Below are 15658 nucleotides of genomic sequence, written 5' to 3'. Positions count from 1 at the left end.
CACTTTGGTAAACCGGTTCTCTACAGAAGTTCCGGCCGACTGCGATGATGCACGGAAGGACCAGCTCGATGACACCCGGCCCCTCGCGCGAGAGCGCCGCCACTCGTCGGGCTGCTGCGTACCCGCGCTCGCCCGAGTGGTTCGCGAACTTCGCCGGCTACGCCCTGACCGGCCTGGAGCCCGAGGAGGGCGTGCACCGGCGCGATCCGACCAGTGTGCTGCGCATCGACGGGGTGTTTCACGTCTGGTACACGAAGTCGGTGGGCGACGCCGTCGGGTTCGGCACCGACGACCCTCGCGCGAAGGTCTTCCCGTGGGACTGGTCGGAGGTGTGGCACGCCACGAGCGACGACGGGCTGCACTGGGTCGAGCGCGACCGCGCGGTCGGTGTCGGCGACGACGGGGCGTACGACGACCGGAGCGTCTTCACGCCCGAGATCCTCGTGCACGACGGCCGGTACCACCTCGTCTACCAGGTGGTGCGCTCGCCGTACCGCCTCCGCAGTCTCGAGTCGATCGCGATGGCGAGCGCGGACGACCCCAGCGGTCCATGGGTCAAGTCGGATGCGCCGCTCATCGTCCCGGCTGCCGACGGCGAGTGGGTCGGTGATGACGACAACCGGCTCGCCGTGCGTTCGCAGGGCTCGTTCGACAGTCTCAAGGTGCACGACCCACTGCTGCTCCCGTTCGACGGGCGCTTCTTCCTCTACTACAAGGGAGAGCAGATGGGGGAGCGGTACACCTCGGGCGGTCGCTCCACCAGGTGGGGCGTCGCGATCGCGGACCGGGTGGAAGGGCCGTACGAGAAGTCGCCGCTGAACCCGATCACCAACAGCGGGCACGAGACCTGCCTCTGGCTGCACGACGGCGGCGTCGCCGCCCTGCTCACGACAGACGGTCCGGAGCGGAACACCATCCAGTTCGCCGAGGACGGCGTGAACTTCGAGATCCGCTCATACGTTCCCGACCCGCCGGTCGCCGCCGGGCCGTTCCGTGGTGACGAGCCGACGAGCGCGCCGCTGGACGGCCTGCGCTGGGGGCTGTGCCACGACGTCACCGGGCCGTGGGGGCACCTCCGCGGCTTCCGCGTCGACGAGCGCATGAAGCAGTTGTACGAGCGGGCGATCAGCCCCGAGACCGCGGCTCTCGACGGCGGCGGCGCGCCGCTCGGAGCCGCGTCATGACGAGCACCGAACTCCCCACGAGAAAGCAGACGACCGGCATGACCACCATCGAGCGCGTTGCCACCGACCTCTATCGGGTGCCGCTCAAGCGCCATCTGACCGACAGCACGCATGGCGTCATGATGGACTTCGAGCTCGTCACCGTGCGGGTCGAGGACTCCGACGGGGCCGTCGGCCTCGGCTACACCTACACCGTCAACCACGGTGGTGCGGCAGTCGCGACGATGGTCGAGCGGGATCTGGCCGGATGCCTCGTCGGTGCGGACCCCGCGCGCATCGAGCAGCGCTGGCAGGACATGTGGTGGCGCCTGCACTACGCCGGTCGGGGCGGGCATCAGACGTCGGCGATGTCGGCGGTGGACATCGCGCTGTGGGATCTCGCCGGAGTCCGCGCGGGCCTTCCGCTCTGGCGGCTCTTCGGAGGCTACGATCCGGTCGTTCCGGTGTACGCCGGGGGCATCGACCTGGAGCTCCCGCTCGAGGCCCTGCTCGAACAGGCGGACGGCTTCGTCGCCGACGGGTTCCGCGCGATCAAGATGAAGGTCGGACGCGCCGATCTCCGAGAAGATGTGACCCGGGTCGGTGCGATGCGCGAGCACCTGGGCGACGGCTTCCCGCTCATGGTGGACGCCAACATGAAGTGGTCCGTCGACGAGGCGCTCCGGGCCGCTCGAGCGTTCGCGCCGTTCGACCTCGCATGGATCGAGGAACCGACGATTCCCGACGACCTCGTCGGCAACGCCCGAATCGTGGCGCACGGCGGGCATCCCATCGCTGCGGGTGAGAACCTGCACACCATCTACGACTTCGCCGGTGCCATCGACGCGGGGGCGCTGACCCTGCCCGAGCCAGACGTCAGCAACATCGGGGGCTTCACCACCTTCCGGAAGGTCGCCGCCCTCGCCGAGGCGCACAACCTGCGCCTCACGTCCCACGGCGTGCACGACCTGACCGTGCACGCGCTCGCCGCGACCCCGAGCCGCACGTACATGGAGGCGCACGGATTCGGACTCGACGACTACATCGCCGAGCCGATGGCCGTTCGGGACGGTCTCGTGGTCGCTCCGGAGCGCCCCGGTCACGGCGTGGAGCTCGACTTCCTCGGCCTGGAGCGGCTCAGCGCCGCCTGACGTGCAGCCGGCTCAGGCGCTGTTCGGCTAGCTCGTCGCCGTCGTGCAGGTCGAGGTCCGGGCGCAGGAACGGCCGGTTCAGTCCGCGCGCATGCCGGCCGAGCCGAGCACGCGCTCCACCGTCAGCTCGAGCACGACGCGCTCGGGGTTGGGACGCGGCTCCCGGTACCGGGCGGCGTAGAGCTCGACGGCGAGGGCGACCGACTCGGGGTCGGTGAGGATGCGCGTGGGCCCCTCGAAGCCGATCCAGCGCCCGCCGTCGACCGACGCGACGGTCGCGCGGCCGCTGCGCTCGGCGTTCACGAATTTCTGCGAGCCGCGGCTGCCGATCACGCGCACGATGCCGTCGAGGTAGGTGATGCCGACGGGCACCGCGTGGATGCGTCCGTCGCGGCCGAGCGTCGACAGGGTGGCGAGGTGGCGTTCGGCGAGGAACTCGTGGGCCGCGTCGGTGATCACCCGGCCCACGGTACCGCGTCAGGTCGCGCGCAGGGTCAGGTCGCGCGCAGGCCCGAGATGCGGATGAGGCCGGCGCGGAAGCCGTCGTCGGTGACCTCGGACGTGCGCGTCAGCTCCGCATCCGACAGGTCGTAGCTGCCCGAGAGGCGATGTCGGATGGCCGCCTCCTCACCGTCGTCGCCGATGTCCTTGGCGTGCACCACGACGATGTCGTGCACCTTGCCGTCGCCGGCCGTGACGGTGACCGCCCAGCCGGAGTTCTGTCCGAAGTCGTTCAGGTGCGGACGGGCCACACCGTTCAGCGTGTCTTCCCCCATGGGGTCACTCTACGACTCCGCCCGCGCCGCCGCAGCAGCGCGTTCGACCCATCTCGGCTGGTCGCCGTAGCGCTGGAACGGCACGATGCGTCCCGCCGCGCTGTCGTCGATGAGCTGCTGGAGCCGCCGGTCGCGGGTCGACTGCTGCTTCGCGGTGAGGATCCAGTTCGTCACGGTCTTGCGGTACGAGGGCGTCGCCTCGTTCCAGAAGGCGGTGGCGGGAGCGGATGCGGCGAGGCGCTCGGCGTACTCGGGCGGCAGTTCCGTGAGCCGGGTCTCCGACGAGTACCCGGTGGCCTGGTCGGCGCGTCGGCCCTCGAACGCGGCGGTGCCGGCAGGTCGCATCCGCCCCTCCGCCGTCAGCCGCTCGACGAGCGCGATGTTGACGGCCGACCAGACGCTCGTGCGCTTGCGCGGGGTCCAGCGCTGGCGCCGGGCGTCCTCGTCGATGCGCTGGCCGACCGAGTCGATCCAGCCGAAGCACAGCGCCTCGGGCACGGCCTCCTCCCACGTCAGGCCGCGGTCGGGGACGTGCGTCTTGTACAGCCCCATCCAGAGCTCGGTCTCGGTCTCGTGGTGCGCCTCGAGCCAGGCGCGGAACTCCTCCGGCCCCGAGAAGAACAGCGCCGGCCGTTCGGGCGTGCCGCCGGGGGTGCCGATCTGGGCGGTCATGCGTCGAGTCTCGCACCTGCCGCCGACAGGTGCAGTCGCGGATGCCGCGGGGCCGCCGCGATCACGGCAGCGCGAGCGCCGTGGCGACCACGCAGCCGTCCCGGCGCAGCGAGTGGACGCGATAGCGCGTGTCGGTGCTGTCGATGCGGGCGCGGTGCAGGGCCAGGTGGACCTCGGCCGGATCGACCGGGAGCGCGCGGCCGTCGGCCTTCCGCACCGCCTCGACGCGGGTCCAGCGTGCGAGCGGGTCGCCGCGGCCGCCGCCGGTGATCGCGCGAGCGACGTCGAGTCGCTCCGCCGGTGCATCGAGCGGCTCCGCGTCTATGCCGACCGGGGAGCGGGCGGCCGCCGCGAAGGCACGGCCGCCGGCGTGGGCGATCGAGACGTGCACGGGCCGGCCGGGCCCGCTGATCGCGGGGCGACCGTGCGTCCCGCCGCAGCGCGGGCAGACCGCGTCGATCGTGAACGCGTCGGCGGGCATGACCGTGAGCCGGGAGACCGCGGCCAGCGCGGCACGGCGCCCGGTGAGGAATCGCGTGCGCTGCGCGGCGGTGGCGGTGTCGAGCCGTCGGCGATCGGATGCCCCGAGGCGGGCGAGGATGCGGGGGCCGGCGTCGCCCGTGCCGTCGCGGTCGCCGGAGGCATCCGATTCGCTCACGACCACCAGCTCCGGCATGGGGCGAGTCTGCGTCGCCCGGGGCCGGGACGTCAAGCGCCGAACGTGGGACGATGGAGGGGTCACGCCCGCCGCAATCCGGGAGGTGCCATGATCCGGGTCCGGGTGCTCGGCGTCGCGCTCGACGCGTCGGGCCAGCACATCGTGCTGCTCGAGCCGCTCGAGGGCGAGGCGGGGGAGGGGCGCGTGCTGCCGATCTGGATCGGCTCGCAGGAGGCCACATCGATCGTGATCGCGGTCGAGGGCGCCAGGGCGCCGCGGCCGCTCTCGCACGACCTGATCACCACGCTGTTCGGGGCGCTCGACGCGTCGCTTGAGCGCGTCGAGGTGACCCGGCTCGACTCCGGCACGTTCTACGCCGAGCTCACGCTCACGACGCCCTCGGGCACGCAGGTGCTCGACTCGCGGCCGTCGGACGCGATCGCCCTCGCGGTGCGCGCCGACGCGCGGATCCTCGTCGCCGAGGAGGTGCTCGACGAGGCCGGCGTGCCGGCCGACATGGTCGACCTCGCGCGCGACGAGGAGAAGCTCGACGAGTTCCGGAAGTTCCTCGACACGGTCGACCCGGAGGACTTCGAGGGCTGAGCACTTCGTGGGCTGAGGACAGGCCCGGCTGCCCGCATCCGCTGCTGGGTAGCATCGGGGGATGCAGCGCGAAGACGTGGTCCGTTCCCTGTTCGACGACGGCTGGAACCGTGGGGACTTCGGGCCCACCGCCGACTGGCTGGGCGACTACCGGGTGCACGTCGGCGGCCGCACGATGGAGCTCGACGTGCCGCGCACCGACGCTCTGCTCGCGCGCTGGCGCATCGGGTTCCCCGACCTGCGGTTCGACGTGCACCGCATCGTCGACGCCGGCGACGAGATCGCGGTGCACCTGACGCTCACCGGCACGCACCTCGGCGAGTGGAACGGGCACGCGGCCACGGGCAACCGGGTGTCGGTGCCGCACGCGATGTTCTTCCGCTTCGACGGCGACCGCCTCACCGACATCTGGGAAGTGGTCGACACGGGCGCGATGGACGCCCAGCTCGGCGCATAGTCGGGCGCGGCTCAGCCGGCCCGCGCCGCCTCCAGCGCGGCGTCGCCGCTGCGCCGCCGCGAGACGCCGGCGTAGGCGAGCCCGAGCCCGACGAGCGACCACACGCCCAGGGCGACCAGCGCACCCCAGCCGGAGCCGACGTCGATCGCGGCGAGCAGCAGCACGTTCGCCGGGCCGGTCGGCAGGAACGCGGCGAGTGACTCGAGCGCGTCGGGCACGGTCGACGAAGTGCCGACGACGAGCGCGACGACGGCCACCAGCGCCGCGAGCGTGCGACCCACGCCGTCGAAGGCGGCCGCGAGGCCGTGGTTCACGACCGCGAAGACCGCGCCGATGCCGACGCACGCCGCGCCGAAGCCGACCCAGTAGGCCGGGCCGGCCGAGAGGAAGCCCGCTGTCGCCAGCGCGACCACGAGCCCCTGACCCGCGCCGAGCGCGGCCGCGGGCCAGGCGCCGGCGAGCATCAGCCGGAACGACGACGCCGACCCGAGCAGCCGCGCGGCCGGCACCGCCCGGGCCGCGAGCGCGATCACGAGGCCGCCGATCCACAGCGCGACGACCGCGAACAGCGGCACCGACTGGGAGCCCGCGGCGGGCAGGTCGAGCTCGGCGGTGACCGGCTGCGCGACCACCGCGGAGAGCGTCGTGATGTCGTCGTCGGTGTAGGTCGGGATCTGGTCGACCGCCTCGGCGAGCCCGTCGGCGAGCTGCGCCGCGCCGCTGTCGAGCTCGGCGGCTCCGGATGCCGCGGACTCGGCGCCCTCCGCGACCGAGGCGCCGCCGGCCGCGGACTCGCCTGCCCCCGCCGCGACCTCGTTCGCACCCGCGGCCGACTGGTCGACGCCGGCCACGAGCCCGGGGATGCCGTTCGCGAGCTGCTGGTTGCCCGCCGCGACCTGGTCGGCGCCCGCCGCGAGCGCGGCGACATCGCTGTTCGCCGACTGCAGTCGCGCGAGCGCCGCGGTGGCCCGGTCGCACAGCCCGCCCGGGCCGGGCAGCGCGCAGAGGTCGTCCACGACGGTGGCGAACTCGGCCGTCGCGCCGGAGAGCGCGGCCGAGCCGGCGTCGATCGCCGCCGCGACCTGGGCGGAGCCGGCGGCGAGCTGTGCCGTCTCGCCCGGCAGCGGCTGCACCGACGCGTCGAGTTGCGCGAGCCCGGCGGCCAGCGACTCGGCGCCCGCGTCGAGCGTGTCGAGACCGGCCGCGAGCTGTTCGGCGCCGGCCGCGAGCTCGCCGGTGCCCGAGGCCAGGCTCGCGGCGCCGTCGGCCAGCTGCGCCGCACCGTCGGCTGCCTGCCCGATCGAGGCGTTGATCTGGTTGAACCCGTCGTACACGTTCGACAGGTAGCGCTCGGTGAGCTGCTGGTTCAGGGTCGCGACGGCCTGCTGCACGAGCACGGCGGTGAGCGCGGGGTCGAGGTAGGCGGTCGCGGGCGTCGTGGTCACGTCGAGGCTCGCCGGCACGGCGTCGGCCGCCGGCCCCGAGATCGAGGTGGCGTTCGCCGAGAACGACGGCGGGATCGTCACGACCGCCGCGTACGTACCCGCCTCGAGACCGGTGCGGGCATCGGCGTCGTTCGTGAGCACCCACGTGAAGTTCGGCTCGGCGGGGGCGGGGGTCGCCGTGGCATCCGGCCCCGGATCGTCGGGTGCGCCCAGGCCCGCGTCGCCGCCGATGAGATTCGCGGCGAACTCGCGCCCGAGGGGCACGGTCTGCCCGTTGATCGTCACCGGCTGGTCGTCGTTCACGATCGCCGCGGTGATGCGGTCGAGGTGCTGCGCCGGCGCGGAGAGCGCCCACGCGAGCAGCACCGCGACGAGCACGGGCAGCAGCAGGAGGCCGACGACGGTCACCCAGGCGGGCCGTTCGACCCCCCGCGTCGCGTCGAACGGCGGCCTCACGAGCGCCCCCACGACTCGGCGAGCTGCGGCGCGTCCGCCAGCTCGAGCGCGACCCGGGCCGCTCCAGCGGGCAGCAGGTCGGCGACGTCGGCCGCTGCGGTGCCGGCGACGACGAGGGTGAGCGGATGCCCCGTGCGTGCCGCGGCGCTGCGCCGCGCGTCGTCCAGGATGCCGCGGAGCTCGACCCGCGTGGCAGGGTCGGCGACCCCGTCGGCGCGGTCGAGCGCGACGAGGCCGGGGTCGCCGTCGAGGGCGGCGAGCAGGGCGGCGACCGGGTCGTCGCCGCCGAGGTCGGCGACTGCCGAGCGGCCGCGCACCGACGCGGCCCGCGTCGGCAGCACGAGCCCGGCCACCTTGCAGCGCCCGTCCGTCACCGCCAGCCGACCGGTGAGCGCCAGCAGCAGGTCGGTACGGGAGGCTCGCGTGCCGCCCGAGACGACGAGCACGTCGCCCGCGGGCACGCGGATGTCGAGCGCATCGGCCTCCAGAGGCATCCGCTCGTGCCGGCACCACTCGGCCGCGATCGCCAGCCGGTCGCCGGGCTCGGGCCACGAGGCCAGTGCGTCCTCCTTCGTGAGCCCCTCGCCCTCGACGTCGAACGCGGGCAGCACCCGGTCGAGCCACGCCGGCAGCCACCAGGCGTGCCGGCCGAAGGCCATGAGCACGGCCGGGATCAGCGTCATCCGCACGATGAAGGCGTCGATCGCGACGCCCACCGCGAGCCCGAACGCGATCGGCTGCATCGACGCCTCGCCGTTCAGGATGAACCCGCCGAACACGCTCGTCATGATGATCGCCGCGGCCGTGACCACGCGCGCCGACGCATGGAAGCCGCGCTCGACGGCGGGCCTGGGGTCGTGGTGGTGCACCCAGTCCTCGCGCATGCGGCTGACGAGGAACACCTCGTAGTCCATCGCGAGGCCGAACAGCACGCCCATCACGATGATCGGCATGAAGCTCGTCACCGAGCCGACCGACTCGACGTTCAGGGGCCCGGCGAGGAAGCCGTCGACGAACACGAGGCTCGTCAGGCCGAACGCGGCGCCGATCGACAGCGCGTAGCCGAGCGCGGCGGTCACGGGCACCACGACCGAGCGGAACACCATCGCGAGCAGCACGAGCGAGAGTCCCACGACCAGCAGCCCGAACGGCAGCATCGAGGCCCCGAGCCGCTCGGAGATGTCGATGCCGAGCGCGGTGTACCCCGTGACCGCGAGCGAGACGGCGTACTGCTCGACGAAGTGGTCGTGCAGGCCGCGCAGCCGCTGCACGAGCTGCTCGGTCTCGGCCGAGTCGGGCGCGCCGGTCGGGATCACCTGGATCACCGCGGTGTCGCCGGTCTCGTTCGGGGTGGCGAGGGGCACGGATGCCACGCCGGCCACGTCCGCCACCTCGGCGGCGATGTCGTCCACCAGCGTGACCGGGTCGGTCGACTGGATGACCGAGCCGGTGAGGATGAGCGGCCCGTTCGCGCCCGCGCCGAAGTGCTCGGCGATGAGGTCGTAGGTCACGCGGCCGGGGGAGCCCTCGGGCAGCGACCCGGAGTCGGGCAGCGCGAGCCGCAGCCCGAGCGCGGGGAACGCGGCGAGGGCGAGCAGCCCGGTCACCAGCACGATCGTCACGGGCGGCCACTTCGTGACGGCGCGCACCCAGTGGCCGAAGAAGCCGCCGGGGCGGGGGGCGGATGCCTCGGGCGGGGGTTCGTCGTCTTGGGAGGCCTGCTCCGGGGCATCCGCTTCGCTCTCGTCATCGCCGGTCGCGTCGTCCGCTGCCCCGGGGCGGTCGCGGCGCCGCACCACCCGCCAGCCGGCGAAGCCGAGCAGCGCGGGGGTGAGGGTGAGCGCGACCGCCGCCGCCGAGGCCACCGCGAGGCCCGCGGAGACGCCCGTGACGGTGAGGAACGGGATCTGCGCGACCGAGAGGCCGAGCAGGGCGATGATGACCGTCGTGGCCGCGAACGCGACCGCCGAGCCCGCGGTCGCGACCGCGCGCGGGGCGGACTCCTCGGGCGGCATTCCGTGCTTCAGCTGGTCCTGGTGGCGGCTCACGATGAAGAGCGCGTAGTCGACGCCGACCGCGAGCCCGAGCATGACCGCGAGCAGCGGCGCGGTCGAGGTGACGGTGACCCACTGGGTGCCCGTGAGCACGATCGCCACCGCGACGCCGACCCCGGTGATGGCGGTGACCAGCGGCATGCCGGCCGCGACCAGCGAGCCGAACGTGAGCAGCAGCACGACCAGCGCGATGAGCAGGCTCGTCAGCTCGCTGATGCCGATGCCCGGGTCGACCTGGGAGTACAGGGCGCCGCCGACCGCGACCTGCGATCCGTCGGGCAGCGCCTGCTGCAGCGTCGTGCCCTCGGCCTGGAGGGCGTCGGAGGTCGACGGCTCGACCGCCGTCGCGACGACCGAGAGCTGGATCGGCACGAGCACCGCGGAGTCGTCGGTCGCGATGTTCGCGGTGCTGGTGCCGCCGTACGGGTCGGTTGCGCCCGAGACCTGCGGGATGGCCTCGATCGCGGTGATCGCGTCCTCGACGGCCTGCTGGAAGGCGGGGTCGGTGACGCTGCCGCCGTCGGGCGCGACCGCGACGAGCTGCGCCGAGGTGCCCGAGAACTGCGGGAACGTGCGCGAGAGCGAGTCGAGCGCGTCCTGCGACTGCGTGCCGGGGAACGCGTAGGTGTTGTCGGTGCCGACGCCGACGAGCCAGGCGATGCCGAGCAGCGCGGCGAGCACGAGCGCCCAGCCCACGACGACCAGCCTGCGGGCGCGGTACGCCCAGCGGCCGAGCGCGAAGAGGGCTGCAGACACGTACCCGCCCCCAATCGGTCACGTGCAGGGGATTCCTCGAAGCCGAGCGCTCCTCAACCTACGCGCGGTGCGTGGCGAGCTGCAACGGTCGCGAGCTCAGACGCGCGCGGACGCGCGACGGGCGCCCTCGCCGAGCGACGCGAGCTTCGCCCACGCGATGTCGGCGTGCACGCGGCCGCCGAGGCCGCAGTCGGTCGAGGCGATCACCCGGTCGGGGCCGACGATGTCGGCGAACCGGCCGATGCGCTGCGCCACCAGGTCGGGGTGCTCGACGACATTGGTCGCGTGCCCCACGACGCCCGGCACGAGCACCAGGTCGTCGGGCACGTCGACCTCGCCCCACACGGCGAACTCGTGCTCGTGGCGCACGTTGGCCGCCTCGAACGAGATGGAGCCGACGTTCGCCCCGAGCACCACGGGCAGGATCTCCCGCAGCTCGATGTCGGTGGTGTGCGGCCCGTGCCACGAGCCCCAGCACAGGTGCAGGCGCACCTGCTCCTTCGGCAGGCCCTCGATCGCGTGGTTGATCGCGTCGACGCGGATCCTCGTGAACGCCAGGTAGTCCTCGATCGAGGGCTCGGGGTTGATCTGGTCGAAGTTCTCCGCGAGCGACGGGTCGTCGAGCTGCACGATGAGGCCCGCGTCGACGATCGCGCGGTACTCCTCGCGCAGCGCGTCGGCCCACGCGAAGATGTGCTCCTCGTCGGTGGGGTAGTAGTCGTTGCGCACGCGCGCGGCCGAGCCGGGCGCGATCGCGGTGAGGAAGCCCTGCTCGCCCTCGCCCAGGGTCGACTTCAGGTGGCGGATGTCGGAGGCCACCGCCTCCTGCCCGCGGTAGGAGATCGGGCCGGTCGTGGTCGGGAACGCCGTCGCCACCGCGCCGACCTCCACCGCCTCGGCGTACACGTTCGGGAAGAGCTGCCGGTCGCGCCGGTCGAGGAACGACGTGAGGCGGATCTCGCCGGGCTCCGAGCGCACTGCCGGCTCGTTGAAGGCGTTGACCTCGGTGAGCGACAGGCCAGCGGCGCGCTGGAACGAGTACGACCACCACGCGCCGTAGTCGACGGCGTTCGACATGGCCTTGCCGAACTCGCCGTCGCCGACCAGGGTGATGCCGGCCTCGCGCTGGCGCGAGACGACGTCGGCGACGGCCTCGCCGACGAGCTGCTCGAACTCGGGCGTCGACTCGAGCGTGAAGCCGTCCTCGGCGAACGAGCGGGCCGCGTTCGCCTCGATGAGGGCCTGCGTGCGGGGCAGGCTGCCAGCGGTGGTGGTCTGGATCTCGGTCATGCGGGCAGTCCTCTCGTGCGGCTCGGGGCCGACAGCGATGCTAGCGCGGGAGCGGCCGGACGGCCGCGTTCATGACGCGGTGCGACCGGCGGCGCGGGCCGGCGCTGCCGCCGCGGTCACGAGCACGGGAACCACTCGGCCGCCTGGTCCGCGGCCTCGCGGTAGCGCGTGAAGCGCTCGCGCACGTCGGCGATCGCGTCGGCCAGCGGGAAGATCTCGCGCCGCACGAAGAGCGAGTCGTCGATCGCCGCCACCGGGTGCCACCACACCCCGTCGGCCGTGACCGTGACCTCGGGCACGAGGGACGCGGCCGTGAACTCGATGCCCTCCTCCGCGACGCCCTGGTGCGCGATCGCGCGGATCACGCGATGCTCGGGCCGGATCCCGAGGTCGCCGAGGAACTCGACGAACCCGTCGATCTCGTGGGCCTGCTCGGCGGGCAGCGTCGCCGCGACCTTGACGTCGAAGCCCTCGTCGAGGGCGAGCCGGATGCCCGCCACGGCCCGCTCCCACGCGCGCGGCCCGCGGTGGGCGTCGTGCGGTTCCGGGGTCGCCGAATCGAGGCTGATCTGCAGCGTGAGCCGGTCGCGATCCATCCGGCGCAGGCGCTCGAGGCGCTCGCCGCGGAAGAGCATGCCGTTGGTCAGGAGCGTCGTCGGCAGTCGTTCGCTGCAGGACGCGACGAGCACGTCGATGTCGGGCAGCAGGAATGGCTCGCCGCCGGTCAGGATGAGTTCGCGCACGCCCGCGTCCACCGCCTCGGCAGCGAGCCGGTCGACGCGGTCGGCGCCGAGCGCGCGCCGCTCCGTCTGCGGCGACGACGCCACGCAGCAGTAGTCGCAGTGCAGGTTGCAGTCGAAGTTCGTGTACATCCAGAGGCGCGTGCCGGGCAGGAGCTCGGGGTCGAGCGACGCCAGCGGGTCGCGTCGCCGGCCGTGCCGCACCACCACCGATGCGGGCCGGACCTCCATCAGCTCGTTCCCGCTCGCGCGACACCAGGCCGCGACGAGGTCGGTGTTCGCCGCGACCTCGTCGGCGTCCGACGTGCCCGCCGCGACGTCGAGCTCGACCGGCTGGCCGACCGGCGTGCCGGCCAGCCGTTCGACGAGGTCGAGGATGAGCGCGTGGTTCACCATCGGGCGGGGATCCCCTGTTCCTCCACCGCCGCGAACAGGCCGGCGTAGCCGTCGAGGTCCGGCGGCACCCAGGCGCGCAGCCCCTCGAGTTCGAGGATCTCGCGGTGCGCCGGGTCCTCCCAGTCCATGGCCATCAGGTTCGCGACCCACGCCTCGGCGCGATCGTCGGTGAGTGCCGGCATCGCGGTGAACGTGCAGTGGCTGTACTCGGGCGAGGTCCAGAAGGCCTCGAGCGCGCCGGCCATGATGTCGCCGCGCGCGATCGACTCCCAGGTGTTGACGCCGATGGCCGCGGCATCCGCACGGTCGTCGAGCACCGCCCGCAGGGCGTCGAGCTCGCTGCGCCCGGTGTCGCCGTGCTTGCCCACGTCGCTGTCGATGCGCAGGTACTCGACCTCGCCGTCGTCGATGCCCGCCTCGCGCAGGAAGTGCACGGGGAGGATCGCGGCCTGCGCCGAGTCGCGGGAACCGAGCGCGAGCCGGCGGCCCCGCACCGCGCCGATGCCGTCGAGGCCCGCACCCGCGCGCGAGACGAACACGGTGCGGAAGACCAGGTCCGTGTCGCGCGACGCGAGCGCGCGGCACGCACCGCCGGTCTGGGCGACCGTGCGCACGTATGCCAGGTTGGTGTTCCACGCGATGTCGACGTGGCCCGCGACGAGGCTGTCGACGAGACGCCCGTAGTTGGAGTAGAGCACGAAGTCGATCGGGGTGGTGGTCGATGCGAAGTAGTCGCGCAGGCCCTCCCAGATCGTCACGACGTTCGGGGTGTACGCGACCGAGCCGATGACGAGCGGCGCCGGCCCCGGGGCATCCGCTTCGGCCGTCATGCCGCGGCCTCCCCGTCGGCGGGCTTCGCCGGCTCCGCATCCGCGGGCGGGTCGAAGAGCGGGCGCCCGGTGATGGCTCGGCCGTAGAACTCGTAGAGCGCGTCGGCGGTGGGCGCCATGACGTGCCCGGCGCGTGCGTCGCGGAAGTACCGGTCGATCGACAGGTGCTGCGAGAACGCCGCCCCGCCGCACACCCGCATCGCGGTGTCGGTGATCCGCAGCGCGGCGTCGTTCGAGGCCGCCTTGCTGCCGAGCACGAAGAGCGGGGTGTCCTCCTCGGGCGAGGCGACCTTGCCCGCGGCCCGGTCGAGGTAGGCGGATGCCGCGGCGAGCTCGATCGACATGCGCGCGAGCTGCGCCCGGATCGTCGGCAGTGCCGAGAGCGTCTGGTCGAGGTGCTGCAGGCGCGCCCCCGTGGTGTGCCGGATCGCCGCGTCGACCGCGGCGCGGCTCAGCCCGAGCGACACCGCGGCGTTGCCGAGGTTGAACCAGGGCAGCACGACGCCCAGCATGAGGTCGGTGCCCGCGCCGACGTCGCCCAGCCGGATCGAGTCGTCGAGATCGACGTCGTAGGTCATCGGGCTCGACGCGTTGCCGCGGAAGCCCATGCCCGACCACGGCTGGTCGATGCTCACCCCGGGGGTGCCCGCGGCGAGCGCGTACAGGTCGACGCCCGTGCCGTCGGGGGTCTTCGCCGAGCTCACGTAGACGTCGGCGTACCCGGCCGAGGTGACCCAGCTCTTGTTCGCGACCACGTGCAGGCGCCCGTCGACCTCCTCGGGCTGCGAGACCGGCGACCAGAAGTGCGAGCGCGATCCCTTCTCCGAGAATGCGAGCGTGCCCAGCGTGCGACCGGACGCGAGGTCCGCGAGCAGGTCGGGCATGCCGGTCGGTGGCGCCTGCGACAACGGCGCCACCGCCGCGAAGTGCATGAGGGTGATCATCGCCGTCGAGCCGCACGCGCCGGCGATCTCGCCGAGCACGTCGACGAGCTCCTGCGGTCCGCCGCCGAGGCCGCCGACCTCGGGGGGCAGGGTGAGGCCCATCAGCCCGGAGTCGCGCAGTGCCTGCACGGCCTCGTCGGGGAATCGGCCGCGCTGGTCGACGTCGGTGGCGTGCTCGCGCGCGGTCGCGAGCACGGGGTCGAGCCGGTCGTGCAGGTCCATCGGTATGCCCTCTCGGTCGTCGGTTCCGGTGGTGGTGGGTCGTTCAGGTGCGGGGGCCCGCGGGCTCGGGGTCGGCGAGGGAGCGGCGCGCGAGCGCGACGGCCAGCAGGCCGACGCCGAATCCGCCGAGCGCGGCCATCGCGGAGGCGTCGTGGCCGAGCAGCCCCGGGGCCAGGTGCAGCGTGGCGAGCTGCACGAGCGCGGCGAGCGCGAGCCCGCCGCCCGCGACCCAGGTCAGTGCGGGCCGGTGGAATTCGCCGCCGAGCACGCCCAGCACGCCGAACACCACGAGCGCGACCGCGCCCCACAACCCGACGTGCACGAAGTACGCCTCGGTCGGCAGGCCCGACCCGAAGGCGTACAGCGCCACCAGCACGCTCCCGGCGCCGAGCACCGCGGCCGCGCGGTCCAGTCGCGGCAGCTGGGTGCGGGCGAACTCGGCGTCGGTCATGACAGGCTCCGCATCGTGCGCGCGAACCGGGTGTCCGAGCGCAGCCAGATCGGGCGCAGCACGCCGTCGACGCCGTAGCAGCGACCGGCGGCGACCGCGAACAGCGCGAGGTGCGCGAGGAACATCAGGTAGTACGCCCAGTGCCACTCGTGCGGCGCGTTCAGCACCGACAACGCGATCGCCACGGTCTGGGCCATGCCGACGACGGCCCAGAGCCTCGTGGCGAGGCCGATCAGCAGGAACGCGCCGAGGCCGCCCTCGACGAGCAGGATGATCCAGCCGACGAACTCGATGTTCGGGAGGAAGAGCGTCTCGACGAACCAGGAGTACGGGGGCAGCACCGGGTACTCGACCGCCTGTCCCGCCCAGAAATAGAGCCCGTTGTCGGCCGCGCGACCGAAGTCGGGCGGGCGCTTCCACGCCACGTTCTGGATCCACATGAGGGCGACGCCGACGCGCACGACCGCGATGAGGATGCGCGAGACGGGGGACGCCAGCGGATTCGCCGGCACCTCCGCCTCGACCGCGGTCATCATCGACCCCCTTCGACGACCCCAGTCAACTCCGAGCGGGCGATGGGATCAATGCCGATTC

16 protein-coding genes are annotated in these 15658 nt (G+C 73.2%); 4 read left to right on the top strand and 12 right to left on the bottom strand.

Annotated elements, in window-relative coordinates:
* Nucleotides 1-68: 68 nt before the first annotated feature.
* Both QMG39_RS04360 and QMG39_RS04355 read left to right on the top strand, forming a co-directional pair.
* On the top strand, nucleotides 69-1184 hold the full coding sequence (locus QMG39_RS04360) for a glycoside hydrolase family 117 protein (RefSeq protein WP_281882644.1): 1116 nt from the start codon (nucleotides 69-71) through the stop codon (nucleotides 1182-1184).
* The gene (locus QMG39_RS04355; protein WP_281882643.1) at nucleotides 1181-2314 is read left to right on the top strand and encodes a mandelate racemase/muconate lactonizing enzyme family protein; all 1134 of its coding nucleotides are present in this window, start codon (nucleotides 1181-1183) and stop codon (nucleotides 2312-2314) included. The genes QMG39_RS04360 and QMG39_RS04355 overlap by 4 nt, the downstream gene beginning before the upstream one ends.
* A 78-nt stretch (nucleotides 2315-2392) precedes the next feature.
* Here QMG39_RS04355 and QMG39_RS04350 read toward each other — a convergent pair whose 3' ends face one another.
* The 4 genes from QMG39_RS04350 to QMG39_RS04335 form a co-directional block, all read right to left on the bottom strand.
* Nucleotides 2393-2773, bottom strand: coding sequence for a TIGR03618 family F420-dependent PPOX class oxidoreductase (locus QMG39_RS04350; protein WP_281882642.1), 381 nt, complete (start codon nucleotides 2771-2773; stop codon nucleotides 2393-2395).
* A 35-nt stretch (nucleotides 2774-2808) separates the two neighbouring features.
* Nucleotides 2809-3090 (bottom strand): hypothetical protein, encoded by a 282-nt coding sequence (locus tag QMG39_RS04345; RefSeq protein WP_281882641.1) that lies wholly within the window; start codon nucleotides 3088-3090, stop codon nucleotides 2809-2811.
* Nucleotides 3091-3099: 9 nt separating this feature from the next.
* Nucleotides 3100-3762 (bottom strand): YdeI/OmpD-associated family protein, encoded by a 663-nt coding sequence (locus QMG39_RS04340; protein ID WP_281882640.1) that lies wholly within the window; start codon nucleotides 3760-3762, stop codon nucleotides 3100-3102.
* Between the two features lie 61 nt (nucleotides 3763-3823).
* Nucleotides 3824-4438, bottom strand: coding sequence for a 4'-phosphopantetheinyl transferase family protein (locus tag QMG39_RS04335; protein WP_281882639.1), 615 nt, complete (start codon nucleotides 4436-4438; stop codon nucleotides 3824-3826).
* A 90-nt stretch (nucleotides 4439-4528) separates the two neighbouring features.
* On the opposite strand from QMG39_RS04335, the gene QMG39_RS04330 reads away from it, so the two are divergent.
* Both QMG39_RS04330 and QMG39_RS04325 read left to right on the top strand, forming a co-directional pair.
* Entirely contained in the window at nucleotides 4529-5023 is a 495-nt protein-coding gene (locus QMG39_RS04330) for a bifunctional nuclease family protein (RefSeq protein ID WP_281882638.1), read from the top strand.
* A 61-nt stretch (nucleotides 5024-5084) separates the two neighbouring features.
* Nucleotides 5085-5480 carry an ester cyclase gene (locus QMG39_RS04325; RefSeq protein ID WP_281882637.1) on the top strand — a complete coding sequence of 132 codons (396 nt, stop codon included), beginning with the start codon at nucleotides 5085-5087 and terminating at the stop codon, nucleotides 5478-5480.
* An 11-nt stretch (nucleotides 5481-5491) separates the two neighbouring features.
* Here QMG39_RS04325 and QMG39_RS04320 read toward each other — a convergent pair whose 3' ends face one another.
* The 8 genes from QMG39_RS04320 to QMG39_RS04285 form a co-directional block, all read right to left on the bottom strand.
* Nucleotides 5492-7381, bottom strand: a complete 1890-nt coding sequence (locus tag QMG39_RS04320) for a hypothetical protein (protein WP_281882636.1) — start codon at nucleotides 7379-7381, stop codon at nucleotides 5492-5494.
* A complete protein-coding gene (locus QMG39_RS04315; protein WP_281882635.1) occupies nucleotides 7378-10191 on the bottom strand; it encodes an MMPL family transporter in 2814 nt (937 codons plus the stop codon). Before QMG39_RS04315 ends, QMG39_RS04320 begins: the two co-directional genes overlap by 4 nt.
* A gap of 96 nt (nucleotides 10192-10287) precedes the next feature.
* Entirely contained in the window at nucleotides 10288-11481 is a 1194-nt protein-coding gene (locus QMG39_RS04310; protein ID WP_281882634.1) for a cobalamin-independent methionine synthase II family protein, read from the bottom strand.
* 116 nt (nucleotides 11482-11597) lie between these two features.
* Nucleotides 11598-12617 (bottom strand): Rv1681 family radical SAM protein, encoded by a 1020-nt coding sequence (locus QMG39_RS04305; protein WP_281882633.1) that lies wholly within the window; start codon nucleotides 12615-12617, stop codon nucleotides 11598-11600.
* Complete coding sequence (locus QMG39_RS04300; RefSeq protein WP_281882632.1) at nucleotides 12611-13447, bottom strand: Rv1680 family SBP-like protein; 837 nt, start codon at nucleotides 13445-13447, stop codon at nucleotides 12611-12613. Before QMG39_RS04300 ends, QMG39_RS04305 begins: the two co-directional genes overlap by 7 nt.
* The gene (fadE16, locus tag QMG39_RS04295) at nucleotides 13444-14613 is read right to left on the bottom strand and encodes an Rv1679 family acyl-CoA dehydrogenase (protein ID WP_281882631.1); all 1170 of its coding nucleotides are present in this window, start codon (nucleotides 14611-14613) and stop codon (nucleotides 13444-13446) included. Before fadE16 ends, QMG39_RS04300 begins: the two co-directional genes overlap by 4 nt.
* Before the next feature lie 43 nt (nucleotides 14614-14656).
* Nucleotides 14657-15064, bottom strand: a complete 408-nt coding sequence (locus QMG39_RS04290) for an Rv1678 family membrane protein (RefSeq protein WP_281882630.1) — start codon at nucleotides 15062-15064, stop codon at nucleotides 14657-14659.
* The gene (locus QMG39_RS04285) at nucleotides 15061-15597 is read right to left on the bottom strand and encodes a DoxX family protein (protein WP_281882629.1); all 537 of its coding nucleotides are present in this window, start codon (nucleotides 15595-15597) and stop codon (nucleotides 15061-15063) included. Before QMG39_RS04285 ends, QMG39_RS04290 begins: the two co-directional genes overlap by 4 nt.
* Nucleotides 15598-15658: the final 61 nt, after the last annotated feature.

The organism is Agromyces rhizosphaerae (assembly GCF_027925245.1).
GTDB classification, from domain to species: Bacteria; Actinomycetota; Actinomycetes; order Actinomycetales; family Microbacteriaceae; genus Agromyces; species Agromyces rhizosphaerae.
This window is presented reverse-complemented; position numbering and strand designations above follow the sequence as displayed.